The organism is Vallitalea pronyensis (assembly GCF_018141445.1).
Classification (GTDB): domain Bacteria; phylum Bacillota; class Clostridia; order Lachnospirales; family Vallitaleaceae; genus Vallitalea; species Vallitalea pronyensis.
Genome location: NZ_CP058649.1, coordinates 6104910 through 6128748, shown reverse-complemented (window position 1 = coordinate 6128748; position 23839 = coordinate 6104910). Strand labels below are relative to the sequence as shown.

General features: G+C 39.4%; 17 protein-coding genes. 12 read left to right on the top strand and 5 right to left on the bottom strand.

Annotated features, from left to right (window positions below):
* Positions 1-183: 183 nt before the first annotated feature.
* The 3 genes from HZI73_RS25530 to HZI73_RS25520 all read right to left on the bottom strand — a co-directional run bounded on the left by HZI73_RS25530 (position 184) and on the right by HZI73_RS25520 (position 6456).
* Complete coding sequence (locus HZI73_RS25530; RefSeq protein WP_212696150.1) at positions 184-2652, bottom strand: glycoside hydrolase family 2 TIM barrel-domain containing protein; 2469 nt, start codon at positions 2650-2652, stop codon at positions 184-186.
* A gap of 55 nt (positions 2653-2707) precedes the next feature.
* Positions 2708-5071: a glycoside hydrolase family 2 protein gene (locus HZI73_RS25525; protein WP_212696149.1), complete on the bottom strand. Its 2364-nt coding sequence runs from the start codon at positions 5069-5071 to the stop codon at positions 2708-2710.
* Positions 5072-5238: 167 nt separating this feature from the next.
* Positions 5239-6456 carry a response regulator transcription factor gene (locus HZI73_RS25520; protein WP_212696148.1) on the bottom strand — a complete coding sequence of 406 codons (1218 nt, stop codon included), beginning with the start codon at positions 6454-6456 and terminating at the stop codon, positions 5239-5241.
* Between the two features lie 223 nt (positions 6457-6679).
* Here HZI73_RS25520 and HZI73_RS25515 point away from each other — a divergent pair, with 223 nt between their 5' ends.
* The 9 genes from HZI73_RS25515 (at position 6680) to HZI73_RS25475 (ending at position 16333) form a co-directional block, all read left to right on the top strand.
* Positions 6680-7828 carry a CaiB/BaiF CoA transferase family protein gene (locus HZI73_RS25515; RefSeq protein ID WP_246552289.1) on the top strand — a complete coding sequence of 383 codons (1149 nt, stop codon included), beginning with the start codon at positions 6680-6682 and terminating at the stop codon, positions 7826-7828.
* A 12-nt stretch (positions 7829-7840) separates the two neighbouring features.
* Entirely contained in the window at positions 7841-8992 is a 1152-nt protein-coding gene (locus HZI73_RS25510) for an extracellular solute-binding protein (RefSeq protein WP_212696147.1), read from the top strand.
* 86 nt (positions 8993-9078) lie between these two features.
* Complete coding sequence (locus tag HZI73_RS25505; RefSeq protein WP_212696146.1) at positions 9079-9843, top strand: enoyl-CoA hydratase/isomerase family protein; 765 nt, start codon at positions 9079-9081, stop codon at positions 9841-9843.
* A gap of 11 nt (positions 9844-9854) precedes the next feature.
* On the top strand, positions 9855-11072 hold the full coding sequence (locus HZI73_RS25500) for a CaiB/BaiF CoA transferase family protein (RefSeq protein ID WP_212696145.1): 1218 nt from the start codon (positions 9855-9857) through the stop codon (positions 11070-11072).
* Positions 11073-11419: 347 nt separating this feature from the next.
* Positions 11420-12964: a sugar ABC transporter ATP-binding protein gene (locus tag HZI73_RS25495; RefSeq protein ID WP_212696144.1), complete on the top strand. Its 1545-nt coding sequence runs from the start codon at positions 11420-11422 to the stop codon at positions 12962-12964.
* On the top strand, positions 12936-13934 hold the full coding sequence (locus HZI73_RS25490) for an ABC transporter permease (protein WP_212696143.1): 999 nt from the start codon (positions 12936-12938) through the stop codon (positions 13932-13934). The genes HZI73_RS25495 and HZI73_RS25490 overlap by 29 nt, the downstream gene beginning before the upstream one ends.
* 51 nt (positions 13935-13985) lie before the next feature.
* Positions 13986-14948 (top strand): sugar ABC transporter substrate-binding protein, encoded by a 963-nt coding sequence (locus tag HZI73_RS25485; protein ID WP_212696142.1) that lies wholly within the window; start codon positions 13986-13988, stop codon positions 14946-14948.
* Between the two features lie 24 nt (positions 14949-14972).
* Positions 14973-15962 (top strand): ABC transporter permease, encoded by a 990-nt coding sequence (locus HZI73_RS25480; protein ID WP_212696141.1) that lies wholly within the window; start codon positions 14973-14975, stop codon positions 15960-15962.
* A 38-nt stretch (positions 15963-16000) separates the two neighbouring features.
* Positions 16001-16333 carry a Dabb family protein gene (locus tag HZI73_RS25475; RefSeq protein ID WP_212696140.1) on the top strand — a complete coding sequence of 111 codons (333 nt, stop codon included), beginning with the start codon at positions 16001-16003 and terminating at the stop codon, positions 16331-16333.
* A gap of 53 nt (positions 16334-16386) precedes the next feature.
* Here HZI73_RS25475 and HZI73_RS25470 read toward each other — a convergent pair whose 3' ends face one another.
* Both HZI73_RS25470 and HZI73_RS25465 read right to left on the bottom strand, forming a co-directional pair.
* Entirely contained in the window at positions 16387-18021 is a 1635-nt protein-coding gene (locus tag HZI73_RS25470; RefSeq protein ID WP_212696139.1) for a response regulator, read from the bottom strand.
* Positions 17999-19795, bottom strand: a complete 1797-nt coding sequence (locus HZI73_RS25465) for a cache domain-containing sensor histidine kinase (RefSeq protein WP_212696138.1) — start codon at positions 19793-19795, stop codon at positions 17999-18001. The genes HZI73_RS25470 and HZI73_RS25465 overlap by 23 nt, the downstream gene beginning before the upstream one ends.
* A gap of 221 nt (positions 19796-20016) precedes the next feature.
* On the opposite strand from HZI73_RS25465, the gene HZI73_RS25460 reads away from it, so the two are divergent.
* The 3 genes from HZI73_RS25460 to kduD all read left to right on the top strand — a co-directional run bounded on the left by HZI73_RS25460 (position 20017) and on the right by kduD (position 23398).
* On the top strand, positions 20017-21177 hold the full coding sequence (locus HZI73_RS25460; RefSeq protein ID WP_212696137.1) for an ABC transporter substrate-binding protein: 1161 nt from the start codon (positions 20017-20019) through the stop codon (positions 21175-21177).
* A 418-nt stretch (positions 21178-21595) separates the two neighbouring features.
* Positions 21596-22609, top strand: a complete 1014-nt coding sequence (locus tag HZI73_RS25455; protein WP_212696136.1) for a zinc-dependent alcohol dehydrogenase — start codon at positions 21596-21598, stop codon at positions 22607-22609.
* Positions 22610-22636: 27 nt separating this feature from the next.
* The gene (gene kduD, locus HZI73_RS25450; protein WP_212696135.1) at positions 22637-23398 is read left to right on the top strand and encodes a 2-dehydro-3-deoxy-D-gluconate 5-dehydrogenase KduD; all 762 of its coding nucleotides are present in this window, start codon (positions 22637-22639) and stop codon (positions 23396-23398) included.
* The last annotated feature ends 441 nt before the right edge of the window (positions 23399-23839 follow it).

The following is a 23839-nucleotide window of genomic DNA, read 5'->3' as shown; positions in this document are numbered from 1 at the left end:
TGCAAACGATAAGAGGTTAAGCTTTTCAGGCCCCTAAACGTCCATGTTTAGAGGGCCTGCGCTTTTCGCTTAACCTCTTATAGTTTCCTACGATATTGACGTTATTTTGCTTTAATGAGGCAGCTCCATTTTAAGACTCATTGACTAAAACGTCATAAGGATATCGTTGCTATAGATATTTAGTTATTGTATATGAAGATCAGCTACCGAGCTGGTAATTCCCTGTGATGATGCCGTTATGCGAACAAGACCTTTTATATCCTGTGCTTGAAGGAGCATTAAGCATCGCCCTTCATGGGTATTGATTTGTGTACTTTGGAAGTTCTGAGTGCTGGCATAATAACCATTATCAACCCCTAAGATGCGGCAATCACCTTCCACATGAAAGTCAATGACAGCTTCTCTACATCGTATGGGATGATGCTGGCCATCCACTAATTGTGCTGTCACATGGACAACATCTTCTTTGTTCGCATGGATGACATCTTTGTCCATCAGCAGTTCAATACCTGTTATGTCACCGGTTGTTATAAGGGATGTATCTGTTGATGGCCCTTTATCATTATAGCCTACAGCAGTTAATTGACCACTGGAAAAGGGTACAGCCCATTTCATAATATGGTCATCGAATGCCTCCAAAGCTTTTCGACCTAATGATGTATCGTTAAGGAACAATTCCACTTCTTGACAATTGGTGTACACTTCCACAACAGTTTCTTCACCTTCGGTGTAGTTCCAATAAGGATTGGTCGTATGCCAATACCATAAACGCTGTTCCCAGCCTCCTTGGGTGGTATCTTCTAATACCCCAGATGCATTAGGCTTAAAAATAGAATTACTGGCTTTTTGGGTATAGATGGCGATAACGGGCTCCTCTAACCATAAGCTTTTCATCATATGGTAAGAAGGTTTTTCAAAACCGGCTAAGTTCAGCAAACCGGAATGGGTGGATTTTTTTGGCCATGCGTTATGGCTTTCTCCAAGATAGTCAATGCCCGTCCATATATAAATACCTGAGATAAAAGGTCTATCCAATACGGCTTTCCATTCGTGCCATTGGCCTAGGTTTTCAGTTCCCATCATGATTTTATCCGGGTAAGCTTCATGTAAAAAATCATACATAATCCGACGGTAACTGTAACCGACCATATCCATAGCATCTGTGGCACCTGCCGCATGACTGCCACTTGGTAAGATACAGTTAGCGATAACAGGTCTTGTGGTATCAAGTGCCTTAGTCCAGTCCGACAGTTTCTGGGCTGTTTTTTCAATGGTATACGTTTCTTTGGAGAGTTGTTGATACCGCTCTTTAATTTTCTCAGGACCATAAGGCGGTTGTGTCCAGAAGTAATTGCCGCTGGCGTCCGCATCAAAATAGCCAGTTGCCTTAATAACAGGGGCATAGGGCCATTCAATTTCATTTCCAATACTCCATTGTATAATACATGGATGATTCCGATCACGAATCATGATATCATGCAAATCTTTCTCAGCCCACTTTTGGAAGTCTTCCGCATAACCTCTTGATATATAGTCATCGTGACGCTCATATGTATTAAGCCGTTTGTCCTTAGGGTTATCCCACTCATCAAAAAACTCATTTTGAACCAACAAACCAAGTCTGTCACATAAGTCAAGGAATTCTTCGGAAGGAGGGTTATGGGCACATCGTATAGCATTGCAGCCGCCTTCCATGAGTTTTTTAAGTCTTCGTTCCCATACGCCCATTGGTACAGCAGCACCGACGATACCACCATCGTGATGGAGACATACCCCTTTAATCAATCTATTGGTACCATTGATAAAGAAGCCTTCATTCACATCAAAACGGATGGAACGTATACCAAATGAGGTGGTGTAGCTTTGAATCTTATCAGCGTCCTTGTATAAGGAAGTGGTTATCTGGTAGACATTCGGCTTTAAAACATCCCATAATAAAGGTGAAGTGACTGTTATATCCATAGCAATGTTTTTCTGGGATTCATGGGGAACATGAAAAGTACCGTTGACTTCAGCAATCTTTTTACCATGAGGGTCCATGATTTCGTGTACCATCTTAAAGGTACTGTCATGGGCAGCATCATTAGCAACAGTTACGTCTACATGGACAGTTGCTTGGTCATGATCAATCACAGGTGTAGTCACATAGGTGCCGCCAAATGGTATGTATAAGGGTTCCACAACCATCATTTTGACTTTTCGGTAGATACCCGAACCTGTATACCACCGACTGTCTGCATAACGGCTATGGTCCACACGAACAGCAATCACATTGTCTTCACCTTGTGGTCTTAGGTAGTCTGTTACATTAATGGTAATAGGTACATAGCCATAAGGTCTATGGGTTACTTCTTGGCCATTAACAAAGATGGTGGCATGGTTATAAATACCGTCAAAATTCAATAACACCGAGCATGGATCACTATCTTCAGGTGTCATGAAATGCTTTCTGTACCAGCCTATACCACCAGGTAAATATCCGGTACAGCCCTCTCCTAAGTCCTCATCAAATGGAAATTCAACACTCCAATCATGAGGTAGATCCATCATGCGCCAATGGGTATCATCAACGGACATTTTTTCTAACGAACTTTCACCAGAAAGCAAGAATTTCCAGTGGTCATTAAAATCCATGATTTGACCTTTCATCATAAAACTCCTTTCTTTCAGCATAACTCAAACATGGGTTACACCCATGTTTGATAGACTAATAGTTAAAATCATTGTCCCATTTTTCAGGGAAATAGCGGTAGAACCCAGGGTATTTTGCCGCACGTTCATCCGCTTCAACACGCATGGCTTTACAGCGGGCTTTGGCTTCTGCCTGATCGCCGATTAATAATGTATAAGCGTTTTCTGATAGTTTGCGTCCCTGTTGATCGGTTAACCATACATGAACGTCAAAGGTACTTCCTTGAGGTGTTTCACATGTGATATCCACGAACTTTTTAGAACTCATGCCATCAATGACTGAAAGTGCTATGGCATCTTCTTTTAGCTTTTGCTGTTGCTCATCATATATAGCATAATGTAGCGTCGTGTTATCATAAGCATGATATAAATCATTAACAACCCATAATGAGGCTTTGAATGTTTCGTTCTGCCATCTGCGTTTCTCAAAGGCTAAACTGACTAAGAGAGGATTATAGGTTCGCTTTACATCCTCAAAGCAGCTTTTCTTTTGACCATAGTAATCCACAATACCCCATTTAATATCTGGCCAATGTGTTATAAAGTGACACAAAGCCACACCGCTGTTATAAGGTTTTCTTCTGCGGTAATGTTCAAGGGCATACTGTAGAATAATACCATGTGCTTGTTGGGTTGCTTCAACAAATGTTTCCAGGGAATCCATTTTCTCATCATCAAAGACTTCCACATTTAATATTTTGAGATAATCAATATCTGCCCAGTGGTAAGCCCAGCTCATACCTATTGGCCATAATTCATCTTCGGGTATGAATTTCTTAAGACTTTCAACATTGGGGGCTGAGGCTGCTGTTAATTCTGGAACGATACAGCAGTCAAGGGATGGGTAAAATTCTTCCATGAATACATGCCCTGCCCCATAATAGTGTTCATTGGCATGCTGTGATTCTTTTGATTTATAGCCCATTTTAATACCTGTTCCATTACTAAGAGGTGATGCTAAGCCGTAAGGTGTATTGGTGTATTTTTTAATTGCTTCACCCAGCATGGCCATTAATTTTTTATTACCGCTTACAGCATGGGCATCTGTAAAGGATACTTCTTCACCGCCCATCCAAAAGATAGCTGAAGGGTGATTACGGCGTTCCTTGACAATGTCCATACAAGCATCAACCATTTCATGAGCAAAAGGTAATTCTTTTCGAATCACATTAGTAGAGAAAGTAAAGTTGGTCCATACGGTGATACCCAGCTCATCACATAATGTATAGAATACAGGGGTTTCTGGTGGATGCCAGCCAAATATTCTTAAGTGGTTGATGTTGGCTTCTTTGACCATATGGAGCAATTTTTCGTATTTTTCATCACTGTTTTTACCATAGAGAAGGGAAGGTTGACCACCCCAGCATGCAGCACGTAAATAAGTCTTTTTACCATTGATAACAAAGGTCCATGGATTTTCTGCCTCATCTTCTGAATAACCAGGGTTCATGGCCATCTCTACCTGCCTTATACCAAAGGTTTCTTTTATTTCGTCCACCAGATAATCTTGCTCATATACTTGTAAGGTGAGGGTATGGAGATGCTGTTCACCCATGTCCCATGGCCACCAGAGGTTAGCATCTTCTATAGGCACTTGAAATGCAATTTTGTTTTCACCAGAACAGATTAACTTTTCGGATGATAGGACGATGGGTTGTGTGTTACAATTCTTGCCTTCTATGATGAGTTGGACGGTTTTTAGGGATGATTCAGCGACTAAATTGTCGATAATGGCGTCAACGGTTACCATAGCGTCCGTGCCATTCACTTGGGATTCAATCCTTAGGTCTTGAAGGGTGACAGCATCATGGGCGATCACATGAATAGGACGCCAGATACCAAAAGGTACGTTACCTGTATGGTAATCCCCATTATAGTTAAATTTCATGCCGGATACCCGTTCAAAATTACGTGGTGGGGGATCCAATTTGATTAATAAGATGTTGGAACCACCATGCCATTGTTCAAAGTTTACATAGCGGTTAATTTGGAAGGAGAAGGGGGAAAACATACCCTCATGACTGCCAAGTTCATAACCATTAAACCAGACAGTACAGCTATGGTCCACGCCTTCAAATAGAATATCGATCCATTGACCTTCCATTTCTTTTGGTATATTAAACTTACACATATACCAGTATTCCTGTTCCTGTACCCACTTTAATTTGTGCATGTTCTGACCATAGAAGGGGTCATCAATTTCCCCTACACGTTGTAAGTCCGTATAAGGGTCTCCGGGAATGGATACATAGTTCCAGTTAAAAGCGGCACCTTGACGTTCACAAGGAATTTTATGGAATTCCTCTTTTATGCCTTGGCCAGGTCGTATATGTTCACATTGCCATTTTTCCTTTGATAAATCTAACTGTATTCTTGCCATATTATCCTCCTTAACTTGTGATAAAACAATCATAACAAGTAATAGGGAAGATAAACATGAAGGGAATGTTGAATATCTTTCTTTTTGTTATTTCCAGTAAGGAAAAAATAAGATAACCTTCAAAAAAATAAAGTTTTTATATAAAATCTTTCTTTTTATTGGATAGACTACCCATTAGTAGGAGGGGATTTTCTGTATTGGGTTGGGGACATGCCCATTTTCTGCTTGAATAATTTAGAAAAATAATTTTCATTTGGATAACCAACAAGCTGTGCTATTTCCACAACATGCAGTGTGGTGGTTGTCAGTAATTCTCTGGCTTTGGTTAAACGGTAATCAATGAGGTAATTCTTATAGGTTTGTCCCGTTTCTGATTTGAAAAATGTACTGAAATAAGAAGGGGTTAGATTCACTTCAACAGCTAAATCATCAGCTTTTATATCGTCAGCATAATGCTTTTCAATGTATGCTTTAATGGTTTTAATATAAATATTTTCCGTAGAATCGTTGTTCTTCATGGGCTTCATGGCTTGTTGATAGTTTTGGAAACATTCTTTATAAGCCGTTGCAATATTAGCAACACCAATGTAGGCATTACTTGCGTAGACAGAAAAAGGTACTTGAAAGTTAACCTCCATTAAGTGGGTCACATGGCTTTTGAAATGATGAATGATATCATGTGGGTTCATATGACGTGAAAAGTCCACATTATAGATACAGACCAACTCATCTAATCCATTTTCACAGAGATAGACATTTTTATTGATAAATTTGTGTTTAAAAAAATGAGCTAATGTTTGTATATCCTCCGTTTGGGACATCCCTTCTAATTTAACCATCAGTATAATGAATTGATTATAGGGAAATTGAATCCCATAGTGCTGTAAGGTAGCAGGAGATAAAACATTTTTTTTATTCCAGCCGCATAACAGTTTTCTTAAGAACTGCTGTTTAGCTGCGTTAAGGATGTCTTTTTGAATGTCGAGTTTAAGGTTGGCGTTTTCTTCAGGAAGGGTAAATAGGGTCTGACTGTAGTGATTCAAGCGGTCGATGAGATCATCGGTTTGAAAGTTTTCCGTTGACATCACATCCAATACCCCTAGGTTATGGAGGAAAGCATGATTAAAAGCATGGATATCAGCACTTAAAATAACCAACTGACAAGGGTAAGATTTTAAGTGTTCTATAACAGAGGTATTATCCTCGGTTTTAAAAGGTAGTTCAACAAACACTAATTTGGGTTTAGAAGCTTCGATCTTAACCAAAGCTTCGGAAAGAGAAGCCGCTTGATCAATAATGGTATAGCCAAACTTTTCCCAAAAAATAGAGTAGCTGATACCCACTCGGGTTAAGGTTTTTTCAGAAACAATCAACACGTGAATCATGTTATCACATCCTGTTATCTAACCGTTACTATCTATAACGTATTATTTTTGAGTGTACAATATTTTACTTTATAAGTCAATGAAAATTGTCTTCATTGAAAGGATATGAAGATAGTTTACAGATAAAGAAAAAAAGTTGAGGTTTTATGAAAGAATGTTCATTCCAATATAACAACGGGTATGCTAGCATCAGGTATAAAAGGTTATAAAGAAAGGTGAATGCATGATGAAAATGTTAGATGGACTCTTGGTCCTTGATTTTAGTCAATATTTATCTGGCCCATGGGCAGCCATGCGATTAGCAGACCTTGGCGCACGGGTTATTAAAATTGAAAGTCCTAAAGGAGGCGATGGCAGCAGGCGGCTAACCCTTAAAAATATCCTTATTGATGGAGACAGCAGTGTGTTTCACTCCATGAATCGAAATAAAGAAAGTTACATAGCTAATCTGAAAGACGAAACCGATTTGAATAAGGTAAAAAAGCTTATTGAAAAGGCGGATATCATGATTTGTAACTTTCGACCAGGCATCATGGAAAAACTGCATCTGGGTTATGAACAGGTGAAGCAGCTTAACCCTAAGATGATCTATGCTGCTATTACCGGTTATGGCAGTGAAGGACCATGGACTGATAAGCCTGGTCAGGACTTATTATTACAGTCTGTTACAGGCATTCCTTACTTGAATGGTAATCAGCAAGATATGCCAGTTCCTGTAGGGCTGGCTGTTGTTGATATGTTTACAAGTGCTAACACGGTCCAGGCCATACTCGCTGCTGTGATTCACCGCTATCAAACAGGAAAAGGTGCTTTCCTTGAAATGAGTATGATTGAGGCGGCTCTTGATTATCAGTTTGAGGTGGTCACCACCTATCTTAATGATGGTGGTGAACTACCGGTCAGATCATCGGTTAATAATGCTCACCCTTATGTGGCGGCACCTTATGGTATCTATCAGACAAAGGATCGTTATCTTGCCCTTTCTATGGGTTCCATTGTACAGCTGGGTGAACTCCTTGAATGTGAAGCATTGACAGCCTACACAGACCCTAAGTCATGGCACACGCAACGGGATGAGATAAAAGAAATCTTAGTGTCCCATTTGATGACAAGGACCACGAAGGAGTGGCTTAGTGTGTTGGAACCTGCTGATTATTGGTGTTCTGCCGTTTATAACATGGAAGAAATATTGCATCATGAAGCCATGACCCATGTGGATATGATTCAAGAAGTAAAACGAGATAATGGCACATGTCTTAGAACCACACGATGTCCTATTCGCATGAATGGCAAAAAATTATTTGCAGAAAAAGCTGCGCCACGTTTAGGTGCTGATACCGATGCCATTAACCAAGAGTTTAGCTTAATATAGGGAGGATTGACCATGAAATTAAAAGGCATGACTTGGTCTCATGACCGAGGCTTGAAGCCGCTTATAAAAGCAGCTAGCGCATTTCAAAAGCTGCATTCAAAGGTTGACATAACATGGGATGCCCGGTCTTTAGCAGATTTTGAATTGTACCCGCTTAACAAGCTGGCAGCAGCCTATGACTTTATGATGATTGACCATCCACATATTGGTACGGCTTATGCACAGAAGCTATTGCTGCCATTAGATGAACTGCTTCCAACATCATTCATCGCCGACCAAGAAAAAAACAGTGTAGGGCTGAGTCATAAGAGCTATTATTGGAAAGGCCACCAATGGGCTTTGGCAGCAGATGCTGCGGCTCAGTTTAGCGCCTATCGCCAAGACTTACTGGATACATGGGATATCCTGCCACCTGTTACATGGCAAGATGTATTGAGGTTAGGGGAATACCTGCCTGATGGATACGTAATGGGGATACCATTTGTACCCATTCATGCCTATTCAAGCTTTTTTTCGCTATGCGCTCAATTATCACCAGAGCCATTCTGGAGTAATGGTCAACCCCTCAGCATTGATGTCGGTGTCCGTGTACTTCAACTTCTAAGAAAATTGATGGGTGTTGTGGACCAAGATTCTTATGATATGGATCCCATTCAATTACTGGATAAAATGGCACATGACGACAAATTGGTTTATTGTCCCTTGGTCTATGGATACAGTACCTATTCCCTAGAAGGCTTTGCCAAGAGGCGTATTAAGTTTAATGCCATGCCTTCGGATACAGGTAGACCTAATGGGAGCATGATTGGCGGTGTAGGCCTTGCCATTTCATCCCAATGCAAACATCCTGAAATAGCTGCACAATTCCTTGGGTTCACGCTAAGTGGGGAATTCCAATGCCATGGTTATGTGGATCATTTTGGACAGCCTGGTTACAGAAGCGCGTGGTTAGATGAACATGTGAATGAACAAGCCATGAATTTTTATCATGATACGCTAACCACCATGGATCTTGGTTCCATGCGTCCTCGATTTGACGGGTACATAGGCTTTCAGGAAAAAGCAGGAAACATGATTCGAGGGTTCTTTATGGATGAAAGAAAAGATGATGAGGCGTTTATCCATACATTGAATGGGTTATTTTTAGACGTGTATACCCATTAATTGGATGATCATGTCTATTGCATTGTTTTCTATCTATAATATAGACGACGTAATATAAAATATGAGAGTAGAGGAAGGTGTATCATATGGAAGGCGATATTGTATATCAGGTAATGGAGCATGTAGGGTATATCACCATAAGCCGTGTTCATAAAATGAATGCCATCACAAAAGCTATGGCTGAGAAGCTGCAAGAGGTAGCAGACAAGGTTAACAAGGATGCCAACGTCAGGGTTGTGGTCTTATCCGGTGATGGTGAAAAGAGTTTTTCAACAGGCAGTGATATCAAGTTGCTTCACCAATACGGGAATCCTTGGGAACTGAGGAACCGTCAAGATTATTGTAAAGCTATTCGTTCCATCAGGAAACCTGTTATTGCAAAGATAAAGGGCTATGCCCTTGGTGGAGGATTCGAGCTTGTATTGGCATCAGACATTCGTGTTGCGGTGGAGGAAGCAAAATTTGCAGCGTCAGAAGTGAAGCACGGCTGGATTTCAGGCAGTGGCCTCATTCAGATTTTAGCCCGCAATATAGGCTATAATAAAGCGGCAAAACTTGTGTTGACAGGTGCAATGGTTGATGCTGTTGAGGGTCAGCGATTAGGTTTTATTAACGATGTGGTCAGTTTGGTAAACATTGATGCCTTTGTAGAGGATATGGCAAAAGCCATGACTGCATTATCCCCCATGGCACTTCAGCTTGCAAAGCAGGATTTAATCAATTCGCAAAATACACCCTTAGACATGGGCTTACAGTATGAAAATGATTTATTTGCTTTCAGTTTCACAACAGAGGACAGTAGAGAAGGTTTACAAGCTTTTCAAGAAAAACGACAACCAAATTTTAAGTAGAGGGATAGCAGATGAATGAGACACATGTTAACGGTGCCTTAAAAGGCATAAAAATCCTTGATTTTAGTCAACTCTTAGCTGGTCCCTATGGGGCCATGATGTTAGGGGATATGGGAGCAGAAGTGATAAAAATTGAACGTATAGAAACCGGTGATCTCTATCGAGGTATGACTTTTGGCAACCAATACATCCATGGTCAGGTTTCGCCAACGTTTCTTGCATGGAATCGAAATAAACAATCCCTATCCATGGATTTGAAAGATCCTCAAGTAAAAGAGGTCATCTATGACATGGTAAAACAATCAGATGTCATAATTCATAATTTCAGACCAGGTGTCATGGAAAAACTGGGTTACGGGTATGATGTTTGTCGGCAGTTGAACAAGGGTATTATCTATGCCAGTAATTCGGGTTTTGGTGAAACAGGACCTTATGCGGAGCGGCCAGGTCAAGATTTATTGGCTCAAGGCTTATCAGGTATTATGAGTTTAATTGGCCGAAAAGGTTCGCCGCCAACACCATTAGGAACAGGTATTGCGGATCATCTAGCAGCCTATCATATGGTCTATGGTATTTTAACGGCCTTGTATTATCGTGAAAAAACAGGATTAGGCCAGAAAGTGCAGGTGAATCTATTTGCTTCCATGTTAGCATTTATGAACCAAGAGATGCTGACCATCATGAATACAGATATCCAAGTGAATAAGCCGAATTCAGGTATTGGGTTACCTTTTTTAGAAGCGCCTTATGGTGTTTATGCATGTAGAGATGGCTACATCACCATTGCCATGAATGATTTTACAAAGCTTGTGAAAGTATTAGGCAACGATGAACTCCTTAAGTATCAAACCCAAGAGGCATTATACAACAACAGAGATACCATCTTTCATGCAATTGAAGCCATAACATCAAAAAAATCAAAAGCCCATTGGCTGAAAGTGATGCTTGATGAAGATTTGTGGGTTTCTGAGGTTAAGGATATTCGGGATGTTGAACATGATCCACAAGTGAAACATATGGAGATGATGACCACCTATCACCATGAAGAAGCAGGTGAAATTAAGGTGGTAGGTCCTGCTGTGACCATGAGTGAAACACCAGCTGATATTACACAGCCGCCACCCATGGTTGGTGAGCATAGTGTTGCAATACTTAAGAGGTATGGGGTTGATGAGCATGTGATTCAGTCCATGATTGACCGGTCTGTGGTATATACAAGTAGATGTTAAGAACCGCTAATTCGTATCATCCCATGTAGCGCCCATTGTCCGTCTACGCCCATATTATAATCGTTGGATAAAGAATAGAAATATAAAAACCAGCAACGGAAGTTGAGTGTATACCATATAGGGTGTTAATCAACTCTCGTTGCTTTTGTCGCTTTCATGCTAAAATGGAGGCGACCCTATCCTACCTATTGATAGGGTTATCTTATGAAAGTATTGTGAATTATTAACTTTCTTTTGAGATATCTTCATTCTTTTTTGTGCATATTGACAATGAATACATTGGGGTCTATAATGTACTTATTGGAAACATTGTTAATTGTTGACAATTAACGAAAGGAGTGTGAGAAATGTCAAATGGTGTAGATCCTCCGATTCTATCGGTGAGGAACCTAAAAAAATCATTTTCAGGAAAAACAGTCGTTGATGGGGTTTCTTTTGATATCTATCCTGGAGAGATTATTGCTTTGGTTGGTGAAAATGGGGCGGGGAAATCAACAACAAAGAATATGTTATGCGGATTGCTCAAACCAGATGCTGGTGAGGTGTTCATTCAAGGTGAAAAGGTGGAGCATATTGTAGGTTATGACCATGGTATATCAGCTGTTCATCAGGAGCTAAGCTTGTTTCAGAGCTTAACGGTTGCAGCCAATATATGCATGACACAGCTGCCTGGGTCGGCTGCCCGTGTGAACTGGAAAGAAGCTGATGACATAGCCCAAGAACAACTGGCTTATTTAGGCATTGATATTGATACAAAAGCCACAGTAGAATCATTGGGAGCAGGGAAGCAACAGGTGGTGGAAATTGCAAAAGCCTTATTAAGAGCAGATAAACTCTTAATATTAGATGAGCCAACCACGTCCTTGACTGCGCCAGAGAGAGCTAAACTATTTCATATTATGGATAATTTAAAAGCAAAAGGTGTATCCATGATTTTTATATCCCACTTTATGGATGAGATTTACAAAGTTAGTGATCGGTACATTGTTTTAAGAGATGGGAAACAAGTGGGGCAAGGAGATATCGATAAGATGCCTAGAAACCAATTAGAAGCCTTAATGGTTGGTCGGACCCTTGCAGAATCAAAAATTGAACTGCATGAACCAGAAGATGAAGAGGCTTTAAGGGTTGAACACTTATCATCTTATGATTTTCATGATATTAATTTTACTGTTAGAAAAGGAGAAATCCTTGGCATAGCAGGCTTAATGGGAGCTGGCAGAACAGAAGTGGCAGAAGCCATCTTTGGTATTAGAAAAGCCAAGGGATGTGTGTACATAAAAGGTGAGCAGATCTCACCTGTGACCATTGCCAATATGATGCATCACCATGTGTGTTACGTGACAGAAGATAGGAAGACCAGAGGTATCTTTTCCAATCGCTCAGTTCGGGAAAATATCACAGCGGCCAATATAGGTGGTTTTGTTAGGCGAAAGATAAAAGGATTGGGTTTTAATAAAGAAACAGAGATGTCCCAAACAGTCATTGACAGCATGAAGGTAGCACTGCCTCACATGGAATCCAGAATAAGTAATTTAAGCGGCGGTAATCAACAGAAAGTACTTCTCGGTAGGTGGCTGGCTACAGAACCAGAGGTCATTATTTTTGATGAGCCCACAAAAGGTGTTGATATTGGGGCAAAATTTGATATCCATAACATGATTGTGGATTTGGCTAAGAGGGGTGCAGCTGTTTTGCTTGTATCGTCTGATTTGCCGGAACTCCTTGACTTAACCCATCGGCTTTTGGTCATGCGAACAGGACATTTAGTGGGCAGTTTTCATCGAAAAGATTATGATGCAGTCAACATAATATCTCTAGCAGCAAGTTCTGCCTACGAAAAGAAAACGAAGGAGAATGCATATGGCGATCATGAAGAATCTGTTGTTTAGAGGTAAGTGGGTTGCTATTACAGCAGCAACCATTTTATTAGCACTTCTGCTGGCTGTTTTATCCCCTGTTTTCCTTAGTGTGTCCAATATTCAAGGGGTCTTAATTCAAGCCAGTGTTACAGGTATTATGGCAATGGGCATGACGTTTATTATACTCACAAGTGGTATTGATATATCTGTAGGGGCAATCTTATATTTTACAGCAGCATTATTTGCTAAGCTCGTTGAAATCAGTACCCCTATTCCCTTGGCTTTTGGGGCGGCAATTTTGTGTGCTTCCCTGTTAGGTACGTTGAATGGCTTTTTAGTGGTAACATTCAGTATGAGTCCATTGATAACAACCTTGGCCACCTACACCATGTACAGGGGAATGGCCATTCACCTTACATCAGCCCAAAACATCCCTGTACCGAGAGCATTTGGCTTTCTAGGCAATGGAAAAATATACGGGATTCCTGTACCCATCTTACTATTTGCCCTTATCTTTTTCATAGGGTTATATCTACTTGGAAAAACAAGATTTGGCATCTATGTGATGGCTCTTGGGAATTCGGTAGAGGCTGCCAGGGAATCCAATCTGCCCGTTAAAAAGATAACCATGGGGGCTTATTTTCTAGGGGGTATTACAACCAGTATCTCCGCTCTTATTCTGCTAGCTCGTGTTGGAGGGTTACAGTCTGGTATGGGTATTGGCATTGAGTTCACAGTCATTGCAGCAGTTGTTCTGGGAGGTACCAAGCTGTCAGGGGGTTCAGGTACGATTATTGGTAGTGCTGTAGGCGCGATTTTTTTAGTACTCATTGATAACGGCCTAAATCTCATCCAAGCTTCCCCTTATATCTATGACATTGTTAAAGGAACGGTACTGTTAACGGCGGTTATCGTTGATAAAGTCTCCATAGAACGACAAAAGAAACAGTTACATCTGCAAAAGGCACTAAGGATTCAGGGTGTTGGTTTAGAGGTTTAATGGTATCAATTAAGACATAGAGATATGTCTATATAAAAGGAGGAGATATGTTTGAAGAAAGTAGTAGCGACAATACTTGTTGTCATGTTGTTCGTAGCAGTTATGGGTGGGTGTAGTAAGAAAGAAACCAAGAAAACCATTGGTATTTCCGTTGACCAGCTATTTGAAAGCAGGGTCGGTGTTATTGACGCTGCAAAAGCTGAACTTGATAAAAATGGTTATTCGTACATTGAAGTCGTAGCCGATGGTGACCCACAAACACAAAATGCACAGATTCAATCACTGATTAACCAGAAAGTAGACGCTATTTTAGTATGTGCTGTAGATCAAAATACCATAGAGACTGCTCTCCTTGCAGCTAAAAAAGCAAAGATACCCGTTGTAGCTTATGATCGGGATTTACCAGAAAGCGAAGCCATTGATAGTTTTGTTGGTCCAGACTCCATTGCTGATGGTGTTGAAGCAGGTACATACATGGCAGAACAACTGAAAGATGAAAATGGTAAAGTGGTTGTTCTGGAATTATTGGGTGCCTTAAATGACCAGAATGGTATTGATCGAAGCAAAGGTTTTAACGAAGCCATGGCGGCATTAGCTCATGTTGAAATCGTGGCCATGCCGACGGATTGGGATTCAGCCAAAGCATTGTCAGCAACGCAAAATGCATTCCAAGCCAATCCTGATATTAAAGCTATCTTTGCCGCAACAGATACACAAATACCCAGTATTGAGACGGTACTCACCGATTTAGGAAAAATGAACAAGGTTGGTGAAGAAGGTCATGTTATTGTATGTGGGATTAATGGCAGTAACGATGGTTATGAGGCAACAGCGAATGGTATTGCAGACGGTATTGTTGTGATGGACCTAAAAACAACGGGTGAAACAGCGGCTCAACATGCAATCGCCTTAATAAAAGGTGAAGAAATAGAGGAAAAAGTTGTCATTCCAGGTATCTTCTATACAACAGAAAACATTGAAGCCAATAAAGATACCATCTGGGGTGCAAAATAGTAAAGGAAATTAGGTGTAATGAACATGGATAGGTATAGCATGACCAACAAACCGCAATCTAAAATCATTCGTTATATAGTATCTGCATTCAGACGTTATCCCACCATCCCTATTATATTAAGCTTGCTTGTTACGTTTTCACTATTAGCTCCTTATTTTTTGACAGGTAGCAATATGAAAACCATCATGGCAACCAATGCCGTCATTATGATTGCAGCCATTGGTCAAACCATGGTATTACTCACAGGCGGCATTGATTTATCCATTTCAACGGTTATCAGTGCCAGCGCTATCCTGTCAGGTATTGTCATGGCAGCTACTGGTCAAATCATTCTAGGATTGCTGACAGCCATTGGGGTTGGATTAACCTTTGGGTTGATTAATGGCATGCTGGTAGGCTATTGTGGCTTAACACCATTCATAACAACAATGGGAACACAATTAGTAGCTCGGGGTATGGCTTTTGTATTATCTCGGGGAATTGCTATTAAAGGAACGCCAAGAGGGATGATTGATTTTGGGTTTGGTGAATTACTGGGTATTCCTTATGTGACCATGGTAAGCCTTATATTACTTGTGGTTAGTTCTATTATGGTAACACAGACCACATGGGGAAGAAAGGTTATCTTATTTGGCAGTAACAGGATATCAGCAAAGTATGCTGGACTAAACACGAAGAAAATTGAAATGAGTGTATATGTTCTATCGGGGGTATTTGCCGGCATAGCTGGTATGATTAGCATAGCTAATCTTGGTAATGCTCTTCCAGGAGTTGGCGATACCATTTTATTAATGATTATCGGCGGTGTTGTTCTTGGAGGAACCAATATGAATGGTGGAGAAGGTTCCATATCACGGACAATTCTGGGCGTTGGGTTATTGGCTATCATGACAAATGGATTAAACATGCTGGGCATTCCATTTTATGACCAGCTCATCATACAAGGTATTCTAATCTTTGTTGGTAATGGTTTAGCCATGAAATTCAGCAGTAAATCTGATTTAGCCCTATAACATTAGATGTAAAATAATAAAGAATGGTGGTGAAATGAGTGAAAGTAAATAAACCGATTATCCATAGTGCTGCATTTATATTAAAACATGACAAGGGATCAGACGAAGAAGCAGCCTTTATGGTTAAAGCTTGGGATATGCTGGCCTGTATTCCTGGGGTGAAGGATTTTAGAATTCTAGAAATTATAAATGACAGCAATCCCTACGACTATGAATTGGAAATGAGATTTGATAACGAAGAACAATTAGAAGCGTATAAAGCCCATCCAAACCATTGGGATCAAGTCAATAAAAAAGGTTTTGTGGAAGAAGTCTGGGTCAAAGAAGTAAAGGATTTTCTCGAAAAAGATACAGTAGTCATCAGAAAATAATCTAAGTGATGTGATTCATAATAAAAACTACCTTTTGGTCATTCCCATGTCCATTAGGTAGTTTTGTTGTTCTTTTTATTCAGGCTGTTCCGGTAGTTGGAAGGTGAAATGCCTGTTTTCTTTTTAAACAAGGTACTAAAGTAGGTAGGCGTATTATACCCTACCATGTAGGAGATTTCATAAGTCATATAATCCGTTGTTTCAAAGAGCTTCTTAGCATGGTGGATCCGTATATCTGTTAAGTAATTAATAAAGGATTTACCTGTTTCTTTTTTGAACATGGTACTGAAATAGCATACTCCCATGTTTACTTTTTCAGCTACTTGGTGCAAGGTTATATCATAAGCATTATAGTGCTTCTCAATATAGACAATGGCTTCTTTAATGCGGGTGTCATAAGACGTTGCGTTTTGATTTTGGAGATAGTCAGCGGATTGCATAAGCAGGTCATATATGGTAGGCTGGATGTCAAAAATATTTTGTGATAGAGCAAGCTTTTTATAGAGTAATAACGGGTCATCATATATATCGCTGATGGATAAATTATAGGTGTTAAGGAGACTGATAATCTCAGTAAATATGGTTGTAGCAAACATGGTGATATAGATGGATAAGTTATAACCGCTATCCACAATGTTGTCTATAATGTTGTCCATATAGGTAGTTATGGCTTGCGCCTCTTCATTTTTCATGTAGTGAACAAATTCATCCTGTTGGAATCCAATGGTGGCATAACGCATTTCTTGGCTGCTGTTTTGGGATATACGTGGCGTCTCCTCATAGGAAATGGTACGATTATAGCCTTTAACAAAACGTTGATTAGCAGCTTGGGAAGCTTGCTGATAGGCAGTTGGCAGACTTTCAAGATGCTTTAATATGCGACTATAGGCAATAGTAATGGTGTGCTTAAATTGTGTATCCAATTTCTGCCTTAATTGATGGATAATCTTGTCCTTTCGCATGACGACTTCGTTAGAGGTTATACCGTTAATAACCAGTATGGCATCGCCTCCATTGCCCTCAAAGATAAATTGTTTTTTGGATGGTGGTGTGACGTCCTTGATTAAACCATAAAAATGACGATGCAGTTCGTTGATTTGGTCAAAGGTATAATCGGCAATGGTAAGATGATAATTGTCAATTTGAAGGTAGATGACAGCATAATGGTGATCTAGAATATCCGTTAAGGCATAAGAGGATAATTTACTGGCTGCATCAACCATAGCCAGTTTATGCAGCATAATGGATTCAATGACCCGTGTCTGTAAATGAAAAAGGTCTTCTGCAGGTATGGACTTGGTGTTTACTTTGTTTAAGGTGTAGTCATACTTTATTTTTGAAAGAATCTTTTGAAAATATTCCAAATCAAAGGGCTTAAGAATAAAATCATAGACACCTAACTGCAAGGCTTTTTGCGCATAATGAAATTCATCATGGCCACTGATGATGATAATAAAAGCATGAGGAAGCATAGGCTTCACATATTCAATTAATTCAAGACCCGTCATAAAAGGCATACGAATATCCGTTATAATCACATCAGGATGTGTCCGTTGCAATAGGCCAATGGCTTCTTCACCATCTTTTGCAGACCCAACCAGTTCAAAACCCATGTCTTTCCATGGAATCATGGATTCTAAGCCTTCTCGTATTAAGTCCTCATCATCAATGATAACTGTTTTTAGCATCTTTTTCATCTCCCATATATTTTGGCAGGGTCACAATGGCAGTGGTTCCTTTTCCCAGTTCACTTTCGTATGTCAGACTATAGTTGTTGCCGAAGTATAGTTTGATTCGGTCATGAACGTTTTTAATACCGTACATGGTGACACCACTGTCTGTATTGGTTTCAAAAGATTGATGAATAGCATGAAGGGTTTCTTTAGTCATGCCAAGTCCTGTATCAGACACTTTGAAGATGATCTTATCCTGTGATGCGTAACCTTCTATGGCTATATGTCCTCCATCTCTTTTTAATTTGATACCATGGTAAATGGCATTTTCTACAAGAGGCTGTAACAACAGCTTTAAGGTTTTGTATTGGTAGATATCTTCCGATACACGAATATCATAATCAAAATGTGTCCGATAGCGATATTTTTGAATCATTAAGTAACTGGTCACATGGTCAATTTCTTCTTCAATGGTAATGATATGTTTGCCCCGGCTTAAACTGATTCGAAATAACCTTGTCATGGAGGTTACCACATCAATAATATCTTTGTATTGCTGCATTCTGGCAAGCCAGACCACCGAATCCAGTGTGTTGTACAAAAAGTGGGGATTAATCTGGGATTGAAGGGCTTTAAATTCATATTTTCTAAGTTGCTGCTGTTCCTGAACAACGGTTTTCATGGACTTGGTGAGATGTTTGGTCATGGTGTTGAACCCTTTGGTTAACGCTCCCATTTCATCGTTATAATAGACCTTTGCATGTACATCCAGATGACCTGATTCCACTGCTTTCATTTGGTGGAGCATATGGTGGATGGGCGTTGTTATGGTTCCTGCTATTCGTTTTGAAACATAGTAAGTCAGTACGATGATAAGAACAACAAGGCATATCAGAAAGATAATAGCCAACGTGTTGTTTGTATCCATAGGGTTAGGAGATACAATGCCAATGATGCTCCAATGGTGGATGGGCAGGGGTTTTCTTAGGAGTTGTTTTTTTTGATCATTTATTGTAAGGGTTATAGGCTCATAATCCTTTGCCAGATCCAAAGCATTCTTGATGGTTCGTGCATCCCTATCATGGATACCATTAGAACCCATCATCATAGTATGGTGATCATCTAGAACAATAATCTGTTCCATGTTATCCATTGGGTATTGTAAGATGTCATCCATGACCTTCATGTCCATGTCCATGTATACGATACCTAGAAGTTCACTGTTTTCTTTATGAACAATAGGAACACCGAGGGATATAGCTATGTTATCATTAGTTTCTATAGCTAAGGCATGGGTAGGTGTGGAGAACCAAGTAGGCTCAGTGGTCTTTTTAATACGTTGATACCACCAGGCCTGTGTAACATCATCATGAGTCCTTTCTTCATGGTGACTTCCATAAGCAGTTAGGTTCTGACTTAGGATATAGATACCCGATAGATGATCATTGTAAGTCTGCTTGTGATGAAGATAAGTATCTATGTCATAGACGTTGCTTATAGCGTCATCAACAGCTTCATGGGTTAATGCATGATGAATGATGGGGTCATTGGCTATTTCCAAAGCAGTTGATTCAGCCATTTCAACAAGGGATTGCAATCTTATGTCTATATGATGCAAGGCAGATTCACTTAATGTTAAATAACTTTCCTTTGATGCGCGTAAGGTGTTAACTATCCATACACTACCAATAATAAGCAAAGGGATAATGCCAGCCATGAGGCAGGAGATGGTTATTCTCTTTTGAATGGATAGGTTTCTTTTACATGTCTTCAGCTTTTTTTTCATCATGTTAACCAACCTTTATGGAGTACGCTATTTGCTCCTATATGTTTGTCCATATATTTGTTCTATTATACGCCATTTAGAAAGTTTTTTAAATACAATGCATAAGAAAACAAAAAAAATTGAAACCATCAAAATAATTTTAATGGTGATTGTGGCCATTGTTCTGTATAATACTATTAAAGGACTTGATATGTTGTTTTAACAGCATGGGATAAGGAGGAGCAATGACCATATTAAAAGGTTTAACTTGGAATAATCATTGGCATACAGATACCATAGCAGCATTATCCAATTTATTCGAAGTTAACAATCCAGATAGTCGAATTGAATGGTGCTATCGCTCATTGGATGCCTATCATAGCGAGTTATTTAGCGCTAATGTGAATCATTATGATATTGTGTTGTTTAAAAACCTGCACATGGCATCCATTATATCAACAGGTATATTGATGCCTCTTGAAGATATTATTCATGAAAGTACCATTAATAACTTAAAGAAACATGCCGTGGGCAATAGTTTTAAAGCATACGCACAAGGCGGGCATCAGTATGGACTGCCTTTTACCGTAACATCTCTCGTTGGTGCCTATCGGGCAGATTTAATGGAGAATCTGGGAATGGATGTACCCAAAACATGGATGGAAGTACTCCATTTTTGTAAAGCACTGCCCAATAAAATGCGGGTAATGATGTCCTTAAAACCTTGGAATCTATATGATGCATTTCGCTGTTATATAGGTGGTTTTCATAGAGGACATGCCGAGGCATTTATAATTGGCGAAACAGAAGTCAGTGAGGCATTAGCTTTTTTTGAAGAACTGATTCACTATATTGACCCAAGCGGTTTTCATATGTCCATGCTTGAACTGTATAGTCGTATGAGCTCTGTAGACGATATTGTTTATACACCTATGATTATAGGGAATGCTAATTATAGTAAGGATGGCTACCGAAAAAACTTGATTGATTTTTGTGATATACCGGCTCATCATGAACAGGTAACCAATGGCATTTTCTATAGCAGTGGCTTAGGTATTACCATAGAATCCAAACACAAAGACATGGCAGCAGATTTTCTGAGGATGATTACGTCAAAAGAGGTGCAAGATCACATGATTGTTGATTTTGATGGACATCCCCTCTATAAAGAACGATGGTTTAATAAAGAAAATAATCAACAAACAAATCGATACTTTATCAACACCTATGAATCGGTCAATCATGCCGTTAATCCTTCCGTCATAAAAGGGGATGATGAAAAAAGGCTGGAAATAGGTACGGTTATTTGGCATTATCTGAAATCAAGAAAAGCAAACCGTCCCCAATTGGTAACAGCATTAACTCAACTGATGAACGCATATGAAAAACAGATTATATGGCATTGATTCTATTCATCTTATGGCTACCATGAGATGATTTTTTTTATCCAAAATTAAGTAAGGTCTCTGAATTAAGCATATAAAACAGAAGTATTTTTATTGGGGTAAGGATGTTTTATTAACGAAAAAAACTTTCCATAGGATGTTTTTCTGTTGAACCATATTCAATAGAAACAGCAGCATATGTATGGAGATAATTTGTCATGCCTAATTTTACCATGAAGCATAGAAAAAAAGTTAAGCATAAAAGAAAAACAATTAATTGTATATTGTTGACAATATACAATTAATATTATATGATAAGGATATGTTAATGATTAACGATACATCGTATAGAATAACTTTTTTAAGTAATGAATGAATAAGTCATGTGATGGATGATATTTAAGGATGACAAAGATAGGATAAAGAAAGGAAAAGATATATGACAGCAACACGATATGAAGGAAACAAAAAGATTTCGGTTGTAGAAGGTTGTAAAAAGGCACCAAAAGCCAATGAAGTAACCGTAGAAATTGCTTATTCAGGTATATGCGGTACGGACTTACATATTTTCCATGGTGTCATGGATGAAAGAGTTGGAAAACCACATATTATGGGACATGAGTGTTCTGGGGTCATTGAGGCTGTAGGAAGTGATGTATCCGGTTTAAGTATTGGTGATAAAGTTGTTGTTAGACCTCTTGATCCATGTGGTGCGTGCTATGCATGTCAACATGGTATGAGCCATATTTGTTACAACTTAAACTTCATGGGTGTTGATACAGATGGTTCCATGCAGTCTTACTGGACTGTACCTGCCTCAACCATTCATAAAATCCCACAAGATATGGATTTAAAAAATGCAGCATTAGTAGAGCCTGTAGCTGTAGCTGTTCACGATGTGAACCGTTCTGGATTAAAAGCAGGTGATAAAGCTGTTGTCATCGGTGGTGGTCCTATTGGGATTTTGGTAGCATTAGTTGCTAAAAGCTTTGGTGCGGATGTGGTTATTTCCGAGATTAACCCATTCCGATTAGGATTTGCTAAGGATTTAGGTATTGATACGGTGAACCCAACTGAGAAAGACTTGGTAACTTATGTCAATACATGGACGGATGGTGTTGGTGCCGACGTATGCTTTGAAGTATCCGGTTCAAAACCAGGTGCTATGGTCATGACAGAAGTCGTTAAAACAAGAGGTAAAGTGGTGCTTGTGGGCATCTACGGCCAACCTGCAGAAGTTAACTTAAAACAAATGTGGTTAAGAGAAGTGGAATTAATTGGGGCAAGAGTATATGAAGATATTGATTATGACTTGGCCATTGATTTAGTGGCTAAGAATGACTATTCTTTTGATAAGCTCATTACAAAAGTAGCACCTTTGGAAGAACTACAAGACATACTTGATGGCATGGATACGGATCAGCAAGGCATGAAAGTGCTCGTTAAGTGTTAGAAAAAATATAAGTGGTGGAGGAAAAACATGATATTAGATCAATTTAATTTAGATGGTAAAGTTGCCATTGTAACAGGTGCAAGTACAGGACTTGGTCAAGGTATGACATTAGGTTTATTGGAAGCAGGAGCCACAGTTGTAGGTGTTGATTATGTGGAAATGACAGATACAGCCAAGTTAGCAGAAGAAAGAGGGGCTGTTTTCCACGGTATCGTTGCCAACTTAATGACAACAGACCCAATAGAAGGCATTATAGCGGAGACAGTTAGTAAATTTGGTCAATTAAACATATTGGTTAACAACGCAGGTATTATTCGTCGAGAAGATGCCATTAATTTCAAGGAAACAGATTGGGATGATGTGTTAAATCTGAACTTAAAAACGGTCTTCTTCTTTGCACAGGCAGCGGCTAAGCAATTTATTAAACAAGGTACACCAGGTAACATCATTAGTGTTGCTTCCATGTTGTCGTTCCAAGGTGGTATTCGTGTACCTTCCTACACCGCAAGTAAATCAGGTGTTATGGGTATTACACGTGCGATGGCAAATGAATGGGCAAAACATGATATTAACGTTAACGCCATTGCACCCGGTTACATGGCTACAAATAATACAGCTGCCCTTCGGGCAGATCAGGCAAGAAATAAGGCGATTCTAGAACGAATTCCATCAGGTCGTTGGGGTAACATTGAAGACTTACAAGGTGCAGTGGTATTTTTAGCATCAGATGCTTCACGATACGTACAAGGTTATACAATGGCTGTTGATGGTGGTTGGTTAGCAAGGTAGTTGATAGGAAGAACATCGTGCTTCATCCTAAGTAATCTTAGGAAATGATTAAGCTTGATGATGGTGATTGTACTTCATTATGCTATGATAAACAGTCACGATAAAAGGAATAGTGATAGTTATAGATGCACCCCTTATATATTGGTGAATAAGCAATATATAAGGGGTGCTTTTCTGTATCTTATATGAATATCGTTGAAATAAGGATATAAACTACAAGTATTTTTATATGAGTTAAGGTACTTCTTAACGAAAACAACTTGGCAAGACGCTATGTCATGGTATTGTTCTATTAATATCCTATCTTAGGTATAATTGCTTAAGGATAAAGGACTAAAACTAAATAATTAGGATAATCCTAAAAAAATATGCTATAATGTATGAAGCAATAAGAAGCATACAATACCAATGGAACATAAGGTTGAGATAGAGATATTAAGA

Excerpts from the sequence above, each read along its gene's own strand:
- HZI73_RS25530 (WP_212696150.1), bottom strand. The coding sequence starts at position 2,652 with ATGATGAAAGGTCAAATCATGGATTTTAATGACCACTGGAAATTCTTG.
- HZI73_RS25525 (WP_212696149.1), bottom strand. The coding sequence starts at position 5,071 with ATGGCAAGAATACAGTTAGATTTATCAAAGGAAAAATGGCAATGTGAA.
- HZI73_RS25520 (WP_212696148.1), bottom strand. The coding sequence starts at position 6,456 with ATGATTCACGTGTTGATTGTTTCTGAAAAAACCTTAACCCGAGTGGGT.
- HZI73_RS25515 (WP_246552289.1), top strand. The coding sequence starts at position 6,680 with ATGATGAAAATGTTAGATGGACTCTTGGTCCTTGATTTTAGTCAATAT.
- HZI73_RS25510 (WP_212696147.1), top strand. The coding sequence starts at position 7,841 with ATGAAATTAAAAGGCATGACTTGGTCTCATGACCGAGGCTTGAAGCCG.
- HZI73_RS25505 (WP_212696146.1), top strand. The coding sequence starts at position 9,079 with ATGGAAGGCGATATTGTATATCAGGTAATGGAGCATGTAGGGTATATC.
- HZI73_RS25500 (WP_212696145.1), top strand. The coding sequence starts at position 9,855 with ATGAATGAGACACATGTTAACGGTGCCTTAAAAGGCATAAAAATCCTT.
- HZI73_RS25495 (WP_212696144.1), top strand. The coding sequence starts at position 11,420 with ATGTCAAATGGTGTAGATCCTCCGATTCTATCGGTGAGGAACCTAAAA.
- HZI73_RS25490 (WP_212696143.1), top strand. The coding sequence starts at position 12,936 with ATGGCGATCATGAAGAATCTGTTGTTTAGAGGTAAGTGGGTTGCTATT.
- HZI73_RS25480 (WP_212696141.1), top strand. The coding sequence starts at position 14,973 with ATGGATAGGTATAGCATGACCAACAAACCGCAATCTAAAATCATTCGT.
- HZI73_RS25470 (WP_212696139.1), bottom strand. The coding sequence starts at position 18,021 with ATGCTAAAAACAGTTATCATTGATGATGAGGACTTAATACGAGAAGGC.
- HZI73_RS25465 (WP_212696138.1), bottom strand. The coding sequence starts at position 19,795 with ATGATGAAAAAAAAGCTGAAGACATGTAAAAGAAACCTATCCATTCAA.
- HZI73_RS25460 (WP_212696137.1), top strand. The coding sequence starts at position 20,017 with ATGACCATATTAAAAGGTTTAACTTGGAATAATCATTGGCATACAGAT.
- HZI73_RS25455 (WP_212696136.1), top strand. The coding sequence starts at position 21,596 with ATGACAGCAACACGATATGAAGGAAACAAAAAGATTTCGGTTGTAGAA.
- kduD (WP_212696135.1), top strand. The coding sequence starts at position 22,637 with ATGATATTAGATCAATTTAATTTAGATGGTAAAGTTGCCATTGTAACA.